Annotated in this window: 13 protein-coding genes; 8 read left to right on the forward strand and 5 right to left on the reverse strand. The window is 66.4% G+C overall.

Annotation, left to right across the window (positions count from 1 at the left end; genetic code table 11):
- Positions 1-49: 49 nt before the first annotated feature.
- The 3 genes from D8670_RS18580 to D8670_RS18590 are packed head-to-tail and all read left to right on the forward strand — an operon-like array spanning position 50 to position 2,595.
- Complete coding sequence (locus tag D8670_RS18580; RefSeq protein ID WP_121819603.1) at positions 50-850, forward strand: TatD family hydrolase; 801 nt, start codon at positions 50-52, stop codon at positions 848-850.
- The gene (locus tag D8670_RS18585) at positions 847-1,677 is read left to right on the forward strand and encodes a sugar phosphate isomerase/epimerase family protein (RefSeq protein ID WP_121819604.1); all 831 of its coding nucleotides are present in this window, start codon (positions 847-849) and stop codon (positions 1,675-1,677) included. Before D8670_RS18580 ends, D8670_RS18585 begins: the two co-directional genes overlap by 4 nt.
- On the forward strand, positions 1,678-2,595 hold the full coding sequence (locus tag D8670_RS18590) for a UbiA family prenyltransferase (protein WP_121819605.1): 918 nt from the start codon (positions 1,678-1,680) through the stop codon (positions 2,593-2,595).
- A gap of 255 nt (positions 2,596-2,850) precedes the next feature.
- On the opposite strand, the gene D8670_RS18595 is transcribed toward D8670_RS18590, so the two are convergent.
- On the reverse strand, positions 2,851-4,098 hold the full coding sequence (locus D8670_RS18595; RefSeq protein WP_121819606.1) for a magnesium transporter: 1,248 nt from the start codon (positions 4,096-4,098) through the stop codon (positions 2,851-2,853).
- Between the two features lie 220 nt (positions 4,099-4,318).
- On the opposite strand from D8670_RS18595, the gene D8670_RS18600 reads away from it, so the two are divergent.
- Both D8670_RS18600 and D8670_RS18605 read left to right on the forward strand, forming a co-directional pair.
- Positions 4,319-5,176 (forward strand): sugar phosphate isomerase/epimerase family protein, encoded by an 858-nt coding sequence (locus tag D8670_RS18600; RefSeq protein ID WP_121819607.1) that lies wholly within the window; start codon positions 4,319-4,321, stop codon positions 5,174-5,176.
- The gene (locus tag D8670_RS18605) at positions 5,173-5,310 is read left to right on the forward strand and encodes a TRASH domain-containing protein (RefSeq protein WP_121819608.1); all 138 of its coding nucleotides are present in this window, start codon (positions 5,173-5,175) and stop codon (positions 5,308-5,310) included. Before D8670_RS18600 ends, D8670_RS18605 begins: the two co-directional genes overlap by 4 nt.
- A gap of 545 nt (positions 5,311-5,855) precedes the next feature.
- Here D8670_RS18605 and D8670_RS18610 read toward each other — a convergent pair.
- The gene (locus D8670_RS18610; RefSeq protein ID WP_121819609.1) at positions 5,856-6,953 is read right to left on the reverse strand and encodes a Gfo/Idh/MocA family protein; all 1,098 of its coding nucleotides are present in this window, start codon (positions 6,951-6,953) and stop codon (positions 5,856-5,858) included.
- A 241-nt stretch (positions 6,954-7,194) separates the two neighbouring features.
- On the opposite strand from D8670_RS18610, the gene D8670_RS18615 reads away from it, so the two are divergent.
- The 3 genes from D8670_RS18615 (at position 7,195) to D8670_RS18625 (ending at position 9,040) form a co-directional block, all read left to right on the forward strand.
- Positions 7,195-7,926 carry a fumarylacetoacetate hydrolase family protein gene (locus tag D8670_RS18615; RefSeq protein WP_121819610.1) on the forward strand — a complete coding sequence of 244 codons (732 nt, stop codon included), beginning with the start codon at positions 7,195-7,197 and terminating at the stop codon, positions 7,924-7,926.
- A 101-nt stretch (positions 7,927-8,027) separates the two neighbouring features.
- Positions 8,028-8,711 carry an AzlC family ABC transporter permease gene (locus tag D8670_RS18620; RefSeq protein ID WP_121819611.1) on the forward strand — a complete coding sequence of 228 codons (684 nt, stop codon included), beginning with the start codon at positions 8,028-8,030 and terminating at the stop codon, positions 8,709-8,711.
- The gene (locus D8670_RS18625; RefSeq protein ID WP_121819612.1) at positions 8,708-9,040 is read left to right on the forward strand and encodes an AzlD domain-containing protein; all 333 of its coding nucleotides are present in this window, start codon (positions 8,708-8,710) and stop codon (positions 9,038-9,040) included. The genes D8670_RS18620 and D8670_RS18625 overlap by 4 nt, the downstream gene beginning before the upstream one ends.
- Before the next feature lie 403 nt (positions 9,041-9,443).
- Here D8670_RS18625 and D8670_RS18630 read toward each other — a convergent pair whose 3' ends face one another.
- The 3 genes from D8670_RS18630 to D8670_RS18640 all read right to left on the reverse strand — a co-directional run bounded on the left by D8670_RS18630 (position 9,444) and on the right by D8670_RS18640 (position 13,335).
- Positions 9,444-10,544: a mandelate racemase/muconate lactonizing enzyme family protein gene (locus D8670_RS18630; RefSeq protein ID WP_121819613.1), complete on the reverse strand. Its 1,101-nt coding sequence runs from the start codon at positions 10,542-10,544 to the stop codon at positions 9,444-9,446.
- 72 nt (positions 10,545-10,616) lie between these two features.
- Positions 10,617-12,830 carry an LUD domain-containing protein gene (locus D8670_RS18635; RefSeq protein WP_121819614.1) on the reverse strand — a complete coding sequence of 738 codons (2,214 nt, stop codon included), beginning with the start codon at positions 12,828-12,830 and terminating at the stop codon, positions 10,617-10,619.
- Positions 12,823-13,335 carry an LUD domain-containing protein gene (locus D8670_RS18640; protein ID WP_121819615.1) on the reverse strand — a complete coding sequence of 171 codons (513 nt, stop codon included), beginning with the start codon at positions 13,333-13,335 and terminating at the stop codon, positions 12,823-12,825. The genes D8670_RS18635 and D8670_RS18640 overlap by 8 nt, the downstream gene beginning before the upstream one ends.
- Positions 13,336-13,429 lie beyond the last annotated feature (94 nt).

Here is a 13,429-nt window from a genome sequence, read left to right on the forward strand (position 1 = left end):
ACTGATTATATTGGCTATAACAAAGGTCGGTCTCGTCGCCCCGTCGTCCATGCGGATAATCGACCCCCACATGCACATGGTGTCGCGCTCCGCGGACGACTACGAGCGCGCCCGGCGGGCCGGCATCGAGTGCTGCATCGAACCGGCGTTCTGGAGCGGGACGGACAAGCGCCACGCGGAGTCGTTCTTCGACTACTTCGAGCACATCATCGACTTCGAGACCGACCGCGCGGAGCGGACGGCCGGCGTCGACCACTACGCCACCATCGGACTGGAACCGAAGGAGGCGAACTACCCCGAGATGGCCGAGCGGGTCCTCGAACGCCTCCCGGAGTACCTCGACCGCGAGAACGTCGTCGGCGTCGGCGAGATCGGCCTCGACCAGGGGACCGAGGCCGAGGAGTGGGCGTTCCGCGAGCAGCTGCGGATGGCCGAGGAGCGGGAACTACCCGTCATCGTCCACACGCCGCACACCGACAAGCCCGAAGGCACCGAGCGTCTCGTCGAGATGATCCAGGAAGAGGACGTGACCGAGGAGCGGATCCTCATCGACCACAACACGGAGAACACGATCGACATCTCGCTCCGGACGGACTGCTGGATCGGCTTCACCCTGTACCCCGGCAAGATTCCCGCCGAGACAGCGATCGACCTGCTGGAGGAGTACGGCACGGACAAGATGATCTTCAACAGCGCCGCCGACTGGGACCCCTCGGACCCGCTCGCGGTGCCGAAGGCGCGGGACCGGATGCTGGACAGGGGGTGGGACCGCGAGGAGGTGCGGAAGGTCGTCTTCGAGAACCCGTACCGGTTCTTCGACCGCTCTCCGAACTTCGACTACGAGCCATGAAGTTCGGCTTCTCCACCAACGCCTTCCGGGAGTACGACCTCGACGAGACGATCGAGGTCCTCGCCGACGCGGGGTACGACGGCGTCGAACTCCTGCTCGACGAACCGCACCTCTACGCCTCCGAGGCCGACGAGGAGTCGATCGGGGCGGTCGAAGACGCGCTCGATCGGCACGGCCTCGCCGTCAGCAACTGCAACGCGTTCATGCTGACTGCGATCGAGAGCATCCACCGGCCCTCGTTTATCGAGCCCGGAACGTCGTACCGACGCCGCCGGATCGAGTATACGCTCGACGCGCTCGACGTCGCAGCCGCGCTCGACGTGCCGCACGTCTCCATCGAGCCCGGCGGACCGATCCCGGAGGACAAGTCCCGCGAGTGGGCGATGGAGACGTTCCTCGACGGCCTCCGCGAGGTCGCCGCGAAGGCTGAGTCCGTCGGCGTCGACGTGCTGGTCGAACCCGAACCGGACCTGCTGATAGAGACGCCCGAGCAGTTCCTCGACCTCGTCGAGCGCGTCGACTCGCCGCGGGTCAAGTGCAACTTCGACGCCGGGCACTTCTTCTGCGTCGGCGAGGACCCCGCGGAGCTGGTCGAGATGCTCGGTGAGTACTCCCCCCACTACCACATCGAGGACATCCCCGCCGACCGGACGCACGAGCACACGCAGCTCGGCGACGGCGCGATGGACGTCGACGGCTTCCTGACCGCGCTCGACGACAGCGGCTACGACGGGTTCGTCACCGTGGAACTGTACCCCTACCAGGAGACCGCCGCGGAGACGGCGCGCGGGGCGATGCGGTTCCTCGAAGAGCGCGGGTGGGCGTAGATGGGCGGGGCGGCGACCGCGAGGCGGCGACCGTCGCTGTCCGCGGTCGCCGCGCTCGTCCGGGTACCGAACCTCTTCACCGCGCCGCCAGACGTGATCCTCGGCGCGGCGCTCGCGGCGGGAGCGGGATCCGGGGTGGCGCCGCGGACCGTCGCGGGGCTCGCGCTCGCATCAGTGTTCCTCTACGCTGGCGGCACGGCGCTGAACGACGCGTTCGACGCCCTGCGGGACGCCGACGAACGACCCGAGCGACCGATCCCGTCTGGAGAGATCTCCCGTCGGACGGGTTTCGAACTCGGCGCGCTGTTTCTGGTTCTCGGCGTCGCGACGGCCGGCGCGTCGGCGGGCCTCGCGGGCGGGACGATCGCGGCGGCGACCGCCGCAGGGATCCTCCTCTACGACGGCGCACTGAACGGCGGGACGTTCGGCTTTCTCGCCATGGGCGCCGTTCGCGGTCTGAACGTCGTTCTCGGGACCGCGGCCGGCGAGGGGCTGCTCCCGCCTCGGTGGTACCTCCCCGTTGTTGCAATCGCGGTGTATATCGCAGCCGTGACCTTCATGGCCGCGGACGAGGCCCGCGACGGGAACCGTTCGGCGGTCGCGGTCGCCGCGGTGGCCACCATCGCTGCCGCGCTCACCGCTGGCGTTCATCTCGGTCTCGCGCGCGCCGGTCCAGCGGCGGCCGCCGTCGGACTCGGTCTCGCCGGCTGGTTCCTGATCAGGACCGGCGCTGCCCTCCGCGCCGCTTACGCCGACCCGTCTCCGTCGACCGTCGGACCCGCCGTGGGGACGTGCGTCCTCGGCCTCGTTGCGGTAGACGCCGCCTACGCCGCCGCGTCGGGCCTCGTGTGGGCCGGGGCGGCGGTCGCCTTTCTGGTCCCAGCCGTCTGGCTCGCACGCCTGTTCGACGTGTCATAGTGCGCCGCGTTCGACGACGTGTCGGGACGGTCGGCCCGTCATCGAAACGCCACTGTTTAAGTCACTTCACGACCGAATGTCTCTCGGTGCTCTGACGCCGTGCTAGGATCGCACGGCTTCGACGGGCACCGTCTTACAGTGATACCGCATCGCCCGTGAGCCGGTCGCTTCGCGCTCTTCTCGTGTCGAAACCGGCGTCGAGACGGCGAACTACCACTCTGCCAGACCCGCGCGTCCCGTGAAACGCCGCCGCGATCAGAGGACTGACTGCGCCAGTCCGAGGAAGATGAAGAATCCGAGAACGTCCGTTGCGGTCGTGATGAAGATCGTCGCCGAGGTAGCCGGGTCCTTCCCGATCTTGTCCAGGATGAGGGGGATGGCCGTTCCGAAGAAGCCGGCGATGATGAGGCTCAACACCATCGACACCCCGAGAACGAGCCCCAGAAGCGGACTCCGGTTGAACACCGAGGCGATGATCGCGACGAGCACGCCGGTGATGGCCCCGTTGGCGGCGCCGGCGATCACCTCGTTTATCACGGCGCGGCCGCCGGTCGACAGTGATATTTGGCCGAACGCCAGCCCGCGAACCGTGACGGCCATCGACTGGGTGCCCGCGTTCCCGCCCATCCCGGCGACAACCGGCATGTACACCGCGAGCAGCGTGAACGCCGCGATGGTGTCCTCGAAGAAACCGACCGCCCCCGCGGCGAGAAACGCCGTCCCGAGATTGATGATGAGCCACTTGTACCGGTTTCGAACCTTCGAGAGCGGCCCGTCGAGGACGCTCTCTTCCTCCTGCACGCCCGTGAACTCGTACAGCGTCTCGCCGGCTTCCTCCTCGATGACCCGGAGGAGGTCCTCGGCGTAGATGACGCCGAGGATGCTGCCGTCGCCGTCCAGCACCGCGACGGAGCTCTCCGGGTTCTCCCGGAACACGTCGACGACGTCCGTGTCGGCGCTGTCGTACGCGACCGTCGGGGTCTCGTGGACGTGTTCGCGGAGGTCGATCTGCCCCTCGTCAGTCAGCGCCAGCGTCTGTCCGGGCAGTTCGCCCAGGAGGTCGTCTCCCTCGGTGACGAAGATGGTCGGAAACCTGTCGGTCCGGTCCTCGTGACGCTGCACGCGCCGCGCGACCTCCTCCACGCTCCGGTCGACGCCGACGGTGACGTAGTCCAAGTGCATCAGCCCGGCCGCGCTCTCGGGACTGAACTGGAGGAGAAACTCCACTTTCTCCTGGCGGTCCTCGTCGAGCCGCTGTAACACCTCGTCCCGCGTGGTCTCGTCCGCCAGCACGAGCGCGTCGGCTACCTCGTCCGGGTCGAGCCGACGAACGAAGTTCAGGAGCTCCTCCCGATCCATGTCCGCGACGAGCGACTCCCGAACCGATTCGGGTAACTGAAAGAAGACCTCTCGTTGCCGCCCTCGCGAGAGCTCGACGAACTCCGCAGCCGGCGTCGGCGACGTGGCGATATCTCGCTGCGCGTCGGCCAACTGGTCGGCCATACTCCTTGCCCATCTGCCACTGACTAAATACTTGCGTCGGGTCCGGTCGCCGCACCTGCGCTCGGCCCGGCGAGGCTGAGTAGAGAACGCCTACGTCATCCTGTACCTCTCTCACGGGGTGTTTGCGGGGGTCGTAGTCGGTCCGCTTCTGAACGGCTCCTTCGAACCGTAGGCGGCGTATATTTTACCCCTGTCGGGTCGCAGACCCGTCCGGTTAATTATGTCTTCGAGCGTAGATCTGGCGTTCTCGACGAACGCCTACACCGAGTACGACCTCGACGAGGCGGTCAGACGGGTCGCTGCGTACGGGTACGACGGCGTCGAACTGCTCTGCGACGCGCCCCACGCCTACTTTCCCTCGTTCGAGACGGAGGACCGACGTGCCCTCGTCGACGCGCTCGACGAGACGGGGATCGCCGTGTCCAACGTCAACGCCAACACGGCGATGGGGTACTACGACGACGCGCCGCCCTCGGCCTTCTTCGACCCGAGCATCGTCACGGCCGACGAGGAGGACCGACGGTGGCGCGTCGAGTACACGAAACGCGCGATCGACCTCGCCGAGCGCGTCGACTCGCCGGCCGTCAGCGTCGCGACCGGTCGCCCCCTTCCCGGGACCCCGCCGGCGGAGGCGCACGAGTACCTCCGCGAGTCGCTCCGCGAGATCCTCGACTACGCCGAACCGAGGGGCGTCGACGTGGGGATCGAGTTCGAACCGGGGTTGCTCGTCGGCTGTACCGACGAGGCGCTCGACCTGATCGACGACCTCGGGCGCTCCTCGCTGGGGATCAACCTGGACCTGGGACACGCCGCAGTCGATGGGGAGAACCTCGCCGAGACGATCCGCCGCTCCGCCCGGCACATCACCGGCCTCCACGTCGAGGACATTCCCGGCGGCCGCGGGGGCAAGCACTACCACCTCGTCCCGGGCGACGGGGACCTCGACTTCCCCGCCGTCTTCGACGCGCTCGCCGCGGTCGGGTACGACGGTTTCGCCACCGTGGAACTGTACACCTACCCCGACGAACCGGACGCCGCCGCGAGACGCGCTCACGAAACGCTCTCGGAGTACGCATGACTGGGTGCGCCGTCTGCGGCGGTTCCGTCCACCCCGCCGAACGGATCGACTCTGAGCACCACGGTGTCCGGTACGAGTTCTGTTCGGACGAGCACCGCACCGAGTTCGAGGCGCTGCCCGGCGAGTTCGTCTGAGTCCAGTTCGTCTCCCGTTGGGGCTGGTCGGGATTGAACGTTGTAGCAGTCCCCAGTTGTTAATCTGTTATAACCAGCCAGTGTTACTGCCCAGTGTAACCCTAATGCTGGCGACGCTGTTCTCCGAAGCGCGAAATTCTAGTAGAAATCCTGGTAGCTATGACTAAGTACTATAAATTTTAGACATAGCTGCCGCGGGAGGTAGCGCCCCGCATTGTCAACGACGTTAACAGAAATTGTTGCGAGTAACGGCTCTGCAAGACACTCTAGAACGGTATCGGGTGTTACTAGAAAGAATTATAGAATATAACCCACCCCGCCCCAAAATAGCACACAACCACCCTCACTGGGCTCTATCCGGTTTATTTGAAAACGAAGATGAATTCGGGGGGCTCGTGTAGTTCTATATATTTATAACCGAAATATAATACTAAATTATATTATGTTTTGGGTTAGCCAAACCGCGGTCCCGACAAGCGAAATTCGGCAAAGGGGTCTTCCCGAGTCCGACATCAACCGAAACCCTCGCGATAGACCTGTTCGGGTCACCAAGAGGTGATCGTAACGTCGCGTAGCGGGCGATCGAGCGGTATCGACACGTCGCCGCCCGTGTAGTGCGAGACGTAGAAGCCGACGATGATCTCCAGGGAGCGCGCCGCCGCACGTCCGGGCGAGTGGTTCGTCGCGTCGCCGTTCAGGAGGTCGACGACGTGGCTCGCCGCGTTCGCGAACGACCCCTCGTAGTCGTCTTCCCACATCCACGCGTCCTCGATGCCGGGGATCGGCTGCTCGACGTGCTCGCCGTCCTCCAGCGACCAGTAGCGCCACTCGCCGTCGTCGTTGTTCATGTACAGTTTCCCCTCGCTGCCGACGAACGAGAGCGACATCGACGACGACGCCCGCGGTATCGTGCAGTCGATCGTCGCGAACGTCCCGTCGTCCATCAGCACGTACCCGCCGCCCGCCGAGTCGTCGACCTCGTCGGCGGCGTCCAGCGAGTCGACCGCCTCGTTCTCGCCCGAGACGTAGCCGGAGACGCGGTCAGCGCGCGCGTCGAGGAGGTAGACCAGCGTGTCGAGGAGGTGCGTCGAGTTCCGGAGCAGTTCCATTCGGAACTGCGTCGACACGGAGTGAACCTCGCCGAGCAGGTCGTCGTCGCGGACCAGTTCGTGGAGGCGCCGTAGCTTGTCCGTGAACCTGAACGAGTGGTTGACGACGAGTTCCGCGCCGGCGTCGTCGCACGCCTCGATCATCTCCTCGGCGTCGGAGACCGAAGAGGCGATCGGCTTCTCGCACCAGATGACGTCGGGGTCGGCGGCGGAGCGCGCCGCGTCGACGACGTGGTCGCGGTGGAGGTACGAGGGCGTGCAGACGGAGACGACGTCGAGGTCCTCCTCGGCCAGCATCGCCTCGTGCCCGACGTAGCGCCGGTCGGACGGTATCTCCCAGGCCTCGCCGAACTTCCGGAGGTTCTCCCGGTCGACGTCGGCGACGGCGACGAGTTCGACATCTGTCGCGTCGTCGTAGCCGCCCGCGTGGCTTGCCCGGATCTTCTCCTCGCCGATCGCTTCCTCGTCGTGCATTCCGAGGATCCCCATACCGGCGATCCCGCCGGTACCGACGATCCCAGCTCGGTAGCTCATTGTGAACGTCTACCTCTCTTGCGGCGCGCATTATAACGGTTGTGTCTCCGCCGATCCGCCACCGATTAGAGGTCGTCGCGGTCCCGAAACGTCGGTCGGCACTACCCAACGTCGCCCGGTCGATGGATACGGGAACTGCTCGAGGAGGGATGCCGTTTCGGTGTTCGACTCGCGCGCCCCGCGACCCGGGGAAGTCGCCACCATCCGAATACTTTTGACGGTCGGTCGGGATCGGACACGTATGCGACGAGTTAGATTCCGCGATGCAGCAGGTAGCGTTCGGAACGGTGTCTGGTCCGACGACGGCATCGAGTTCGGCGAGCGAACGTACGACCCCGAGTCGGTCGACGTGCTCCCACCGACGGAGCCGAGCAAGATCGTCTGTGTCGGCCTCAACTACGCCGACCACGCGGAGGAGGAGGGGATGGAACTCCCCGACCGCCCGATGCTGTTCCTGAAGCCGCCGAACGCGGTGTCCGGCCATCGGGACGAGATCCCCCTGCCGGCCGGGAAGGAGACGGTCGAGTACGAGGCCGAACTCGGCGTCGTCATCGGGCAACAGTGCCGAAACGTGTCCGAGGACGAGGCGATGTCGGTCGTCGACGGGTTCACCTGTCTCAACGACGTCTCCAACCGCGACGACCAGCGGGTGGAGCAGAACTGGGTCCGGGGGAAAGCGTTCGACAACGCCGCGCCGACCGGCCCAGTTGTCGCGACGCCGGACGAGGTGCCCGACGACGCCAGCGTCGAACTGCGCGTCAACGGCGAACTCCGTCAGGAGTCAAGCCGGGAGGAGTTCATCTTCTCGGTCGAGGAACTGATCGCCGAGATCACTTCGTACATGACGCTCGAACCGGGCGACGTCATCTCGACGGGAACTCCCGCCGGCGTCGGTCCCCTGTCCGACGGCGACACGGTAGAGGTGGAGGTCGAGGGCGTCGGCGTTCTGCGAAACGAGTTCACGGCCCCGTAGGCCGTCGCGGTCTGGGTCTTTTCTCGCCCGGCCGGTCTTCGCGGTCCGCCGGTGACGCGCTACTCCAGTAAGCATTTAACCCGAACCGACGGATCGGAGGCATGGAACGGGAACGCCGACGCTCCTTCGTAGCGGGCGCTGCGGACGTCGGGCCGATACTGCTCGGGATCCTGCCGTTCGCGCTGATAGCCGGGGTCGCCGCGGTCGAAGCCGGGATGACCGGGATCCAGGCCGTCGCGATGTCCGTGTTCGTCTTCGCCGGGGCGTCGCAGCTCGCCGCGATCGAACTGATCGAACAGAACGCCCACGCTCTGGTGATCGTCGGTACCGTCGCGGCGATCAACCTCCGCTTGGTGATGTACAGCGCCTCTATCGCGCCGTATTTACGATCCGTATCAGGACGAGAACGGCTGACCCTCGCGTACTTCCTCACCGACCAGGTGTACGCGGTGTCCGTCACGCGCTTCGAGGGCGAGGAGGGGACCAGCCGCGTCTGGTACTTCCTCGGCGCAGGTCTCCCCCTCTGGGTCGTGTGGGTAGCTGGAACGTGGATCGGCGTCGTCCTGGGAGCGGGGATCCCGGACGGCCTCTCCCTGGACTTCGCGGTTCCGCTGACGTTCATCGCCCTGCTCGTCCCGAACCTGTCGGATCGGCCGTCGGTGATCGCCGCCGCTGCTGCGTCGATCGCCGCCGTGGCGGGCGCCGGACTGCCGTACAATCTGGGACTGATCGTCGGTGCCGTCGCCGGCGTCGCGACCGGCGTCGTCGCGGGGGCGGTAGAGTGACCGACATCGCCCCCGTCACGCTGTGGGCCGTCCTCGTCGCCGCCGGTCTCTGCACGTACCTCCTCCGCCTATCGTTTCTGGCCGTGTTCGGGCGGATCGACGAGTTACCCGAGCGCGCCTCGGCCGCGCTGGGGTACGTTCCCCCGGCGGTGCTTGCGGCCTTGGTCGCACCATCGCTGGCGTACGCCGACGGGGCGGTCGCGCTGACGCCGGGGAACGAGCGACTGATCGCCGGCGGCGTCGCGATCGCCGTCGCATGGAAGGTCGAAAGCGTTCTGGCGACGATCGCCGGCGGGCTCGTTACCCTCTGGATCCTCCAGTCGCTGTAGCCTCGGATACGCCGCGCTCTTCGTTCTCGCCACCTCTCGCGGACGAGCGTTCGCTCCGTCGCTCGCGACGCGGTCCGACGAACGAAAACCGTTATTCCAGTCGTCCACCTATTTTGAACGTTGCTTCTCCCAGATGCGGCCTGGATTGTGATTCGATCTCGCGCATCAATCACTATCTTTTCAGTGAGATGGCGACACCGCCATCGTATTACAGAAATATGGATGTAAAGACAGGGGCCGAAACATAGCTTCTGTTCCTTCTTCGGCCGTCCAATGATACTGAACCGAATTTCGAGGTGGTACCGCGAAACGATCGCCGGATCACTGAGTACGGGCCTCTCGGTTACCCGCTAGTTCCTGAGCCGTTTGTGCCCACGCACGAAGAAGAAACGAACCGACGGCCTCACTCGACCCTGTACTCGTCCGCGTCGGCGAAGGAGACGCCGTGTCCCGGACGGTCGGGCGGCACGATCTCTCCGTCGTCCACTCCGACCGGATCTTGGAGGAGTTCGTCCAGCACCGTCGAGTGGTGCTCGATGTAGGGGACGGCGTCGGACGCGCAGGCGAGGTGGGCGTGGATCGGCTCGATGTAGTGGGGTGACACGGCGAGACCGGCCGCGGACGCCTGCTCCGCGACGGTCATCCACGGGGTTATCCCGCCGACGCGACAGACGTCGGGCTGGAGGTAGTCGACGGCGTTCCCGTCGATCACCTGCCCGAACTGCGTCTCGTTGTAGAAGTTCTCGCCCGTGGCGATGGGTACGTCGACGCGCTGTCGAAGGTCGGCGTACGACGCGTAGTCGCCCTTGAGCAGAGGCTCTTCGAGCCACGTGATGGGAACGTCGTCGATGCGGTTGGCGAACGCCCGGGCTTCGGGCACCGTGTACGAGCAGTTGGCGTCGAGCATCAGGTCCAGATCCGCCGGGAGCGCGTCGCGAACGGCGCGGACGCGCTCGGCGTCGCGCTCGATGGACGAGCCGACCTTCATCTTCATGCCGGCGAACCCCTCGTCGGCGATCGACTCCGCGTTCTCGACCAGCTGGTCGGCGTCGTACTGGAGCCATCCGCCGTCGGTCTCGTACATCGTCACCGGCTCCCTCGTCCCACCGAGCAGCTCGCACAGCGGCAGACCGGCGCGCTTGCCGAGCAGGTCCCACATCGCGATGTCGACCGCCGCGACTGCGAACTCGCTTATCCCTTCCCGGCCGATGAACGTCGTCTCCCCGCGCAGGGTCGACCGGACAGACCGCGGCGCGACCGGCAGTCCGTCCAGCAACGGAACGATCTCGTCGTCGAGAAACCGCTTGACCGCCGCTCCGCCGCGGCCGATGGTGTACGTGAACCCGAGCCCCCGGTGACCGTCGTCGGACTCCGCGACGACGGCGACGATTTCGAGGGTGTCGAACGACTGAGTAGCGTCCTCCAGAGCCTGCTCGTTGGGTACTCGGTAGAGTTCGGTGTCGACGGACCGGACGGTCCCGGCGCTCGTTGCTGTGTCGCTCATCTCTCGTTCGGGGATCGGACCCCGGGTATAAATCAGTTTACCCGTGATACCCGGCCGCGAGAGGGGTGGCCGTCACCGCCTCACGGGGTCGAGGAGTTCGACCGGGTGGCGCGTTCCGGGGGCCAGCAGCGAGTCGAGCTGCTCCATGCACGACGTGCCGCTGGCGACGACTGTCCGCTCGTCGGCGGCTGGCTCGAACTGGTCGACGAGCGACTGCCCGACGTCCACGCTCAGGTCGTAGTACTCGCTCTTGTAGCCGAAGCTCCCGGCCATCCCGCAGCACTCGACGTCCGAGGTGAGCACGTCGTACCCTAGCCGCTCGAGGACTATCTTCGTATACTCCTCCAGCCCGAGCGTGCGCTGCTGGCAGTGGCTGTGGTAGGCGACGCCGTCCCCTTCGCCGCCCGGCAGGGCATCAAGCTCAGCACCGTTCTCCAACAGCCCGTAGACGAACTCCATGACCTCGTAACTCCCCTCGGCGATCCGTTCGTGGGTCTCCGCGGGGAGCAGCTTCTCGTACTCCCGCTGGAACATCGCGAGGTCGCTGGGCTCGACGACGACCACGTCGTATCCCGCGTCGAGGTACGGCAGGAGCGACTCCGCCACACCTTCCGCTTTCTCCTCGGCCGTCGCGATCATCCCCTGCGACAGCGGCGCGCGGCCCGACCCGCCGGCGTCGGGGACGACGACCTCGCAACCGAGCGCCTCCAGCACGCGGACGGCGGCTTTCCCCCGCTCTGTCTGCACGTAGTTCGTGTACAGGTCCGGGTACAGCGCGACGCGTCGCATCGGGTCCTCGACGGCAGTGTCGCGGGCCTGCGCCCAGTCGCGCAGCGTGGTCCGCTCGAACTCGGGCAGGTCCCGCCGGGCGTCGATCCCGAGGACCGACTCCATCGCCGTCCTCGCCGCGCCGGTGCCGGCCACCGCGTTCGAGACGGGGGCCGTCGCGCTGCCCAGCTTCGCGACGGTTTCGAAGTTCCCGAAGAACCGCTTGCGCAGCGGCGTCCCGCTCTCCTCCTCGTCTGGGACCAGCCCGTCGACGAGGAGGTCGTCGAACCCGGGGTCCTTCCCGCGGTTGATGCGGTCCCGGACGACCGTGTTGATCCACGGGATGTCGATCTTCACCGGACAGGCGTTGACGCACCGCGAGCAGCCGGTACAGAGGTCGTTGAACTCCTCTGCCACGTCGAGGCCCTCGATCCCGGCCTCCCAGCCGGTGGCGATGCCGCCGGTGTACGTTTCGCCGCCGAAGGCGTGGCCGCCGACCGACTGGAAGTTCGCACAGGAGTTCGCGCAGGCGCCACACCGGATGCAGTACAGCGTCTCGCGGAGCTCGTCGTCCTGCCGCATCGCCCGCCGTCCGTTGTCGATGAGTACGAGGTGGAAGTCCCGTTCGGCGTCGCCACCCCCAAAGGCCGGCTCGTCTTCCCGGTCGAAGTCGATCGTCGGCGTGTCGACTGGCGGCGTGAGCAGCGACAGGTACTGCGGGATGTCCTGTCCGGTCGCCGACCGCGAGATGAGCTCCGCGAACGGCTCCAGCTCGGCGACAGAGGGGATTATCTTCTCGATGCCGGCGACCGCGACGTGGGTGTCGGGGATCGACGCGCACTTGCGCGCGTTGCCCTCGTTGGTCACCAGCGCGATGGAGCCGCTCTCGGCCATGACGAAGTTCGCGCCCGTGATGCCGACGTCGGCGTCGTCGATCCGCTCGCCGAGGTACTCCCTCGCGAACGCGGTCAGCTTCTGCGCGGAGTCGAGCGACTCGTCCGGGTCGAACTCCCGCTCGAACAGCTCCGTTATCTCCTCGCGGGACTTGTGGAGCGAGGGACCGACGATGTGCGACGGCGCCTCCTCCGCGACCTGGATGACGAACTCCCCGAGGTCGGTCTCCCAGACGTCGACGTCGTTGGCCTCCAGCGCCTCGTTCAGGTCGATCTCCTCGGTCGTCATCGACTTCGACTTCACCACGCTGTCGGCGCCCTCGTCGTCGAGCACCTCCGAGACGTACCGGTTCGCGTCGGCGGCGTCGTCCGCGACGTACACCGTCCCGCCGTTGGCCTCGACGGCTGATCGGGTCTGATGAATGAGCTCCGGAAGCCGTTCGATCGCGTCCTCCTTGATCTCCCGCGCCCGGTCGCGGTACCCCTCGTGGGCCTCCGCCCCGACGGCCTCGACCGCGTCGTACCGTTCGGCGTTGAACAGGCGCGTGTTCTCCTTTATCTCGGCACTCTCCGTCTCGAGCAGCGTGCGGATGCGGTCGGCATCCAGTTTCGTTGATTCACTCATTGTCTCTGACGATAACGATGTGGACGTGTTCCGGGCCGTGGACCCCCTGCACGAGCGCGCCCATGTCGCCCGTCGAACTCGGGCCCGTCGCGAGGATGAACGACTGCCGGCCCGCCTCGAACTCGTTCCGGAGCCAGCCGAAGGCGTCCGAGAGGTCCGCTTCGAGGTCGCGCTCCCTGACGACGGCGACGTGGCGCTCCGGGTAGAGCGCGACGAACTCGTCGCCCTCCTCCCTCGACTCGACGGCGACCGTCCCCAGCGAGGTGATCCCCATCCGGGACCCCGTCACGCCCGTCGTCGCCCCGCGGAGTTGCGCGGGCGACGGGTCGAGCGTCACCGGTGTCTCCGACAGCGAGAGGTCGTCGAACGGGAGCTCCGCCCCGACCGCCGGCGTCTCGATCACGTCGGCGATCCCCGCCTCGAACTCATCCGCGGAGACGACGGTCGACGCCGTGTCCAAACTCGAAAGCGACTGCTGGAATTCCTGTATCGTGCCCGTTTCCATACGACGTTTCATGAAGCGTGGCAAGATAAGTCTTGCAGTGTTTTCGCTCCGGTGAGGAGGCTGTCGCGCGGCATCGTGTCCTCCGGTGTGGGAC

Source organism: Halostella limicola (assembly GCF_003675875.1).
Taxonomy (GTDB): domain Archaea; phylum Halobacteriota; class Halobacteria; order Halobacteriales; family Natronoarchaeaceae; genus Halostella; species Halostella limicola.

Excerpts from the sequence above, each read along its gene's own strand:
- D8670_RS18580 (WP_121819603.1), top strand. The coding sequence starts at position 50 with ATGCGGATAATCGACCCCCACATGCACATGGTGTCGCGCTCCGCGGAC.
- D8670_RS18585 (WP_121819604.1), top strand. The coding sequence starts at position 847 with ATGAAGTTCGGCTTCTCCACCAACGCCTTCCGGGAGTACGACCTCGAC.
- D8670_RS18590 (WP_121819605.1), top strand. The coding sequence starts at position 1,678 with ATGGGCGGGGCGGCGACCGCGAGGCGGCGACCGTCGCTGTCCGCGGTC.
- D8670_RS18595 (WP_121819606.1), bottom strand. The coding sequence starts at position 4,098 with ATGGCCGACCAGTTGGCCGACGCGCAGCGAGATATCGCCACGTCGCCG.
- D8670_RS18600 (WP_121819607.1), top strand. The coding sequence starts at position 4,319 with ATGTCTTCGAGCGTAGATCTGGCGTTCTCGACGAACGCCTACACCGAG.
- D8670_RS18605 (WP_121819608.1), top strand. The coding sequence starts at position 5,173 with ATGACTGGGTGCGCCGTCTGCGGCGGTTCCGTCCACCCCGCCGAACGG.
- D8670_RS18610 (WP_121819609.1), bottom strand. The coding sequence starts at position 6,953 with ATGAGCTACCGAGCTGGGATCGTCGGTACCGGCGGGATCGCCGGTATG.
- D8670_RS18615 (WP_121819610.1), top strand. The coding sequence starts at position 7,195 with ATGCGACGAGTTAGATTCCGCGATGCAGCAGGTAGCGTTCGGAACGGT.
- D8670_RS18620 (WP_121819611.1), top strand. The coding sequence starts at position 8,028 with ATGGAACGGGAACGCCGACGCTCCTTCGTAGCGGGCGCTGCGGACGTC.
- D8670_RS18630 (WP_121819613.1), bottom strand. The coding sequence starts at position 10,544 with ATGAGCGACACAGCAACGAGCGCCGGGACCGTCCGGTCCGTCGACACC.
- D8670_RS18635 (WP_121819614.1), bottom strand. The coding sequence starts at position 12,830 with ATGAGTGAATCAACGAAACTGGATGCCGACCGCATCCGCACGCTGCTC.
- D8670_RS18640 (WP_121819615.1), bottom strand. The coding sequence starts at position 13,335 with ATGGAAACGGGCACGATACAGGAATTCCAGCAGTCGCTTTCGAGTTTG.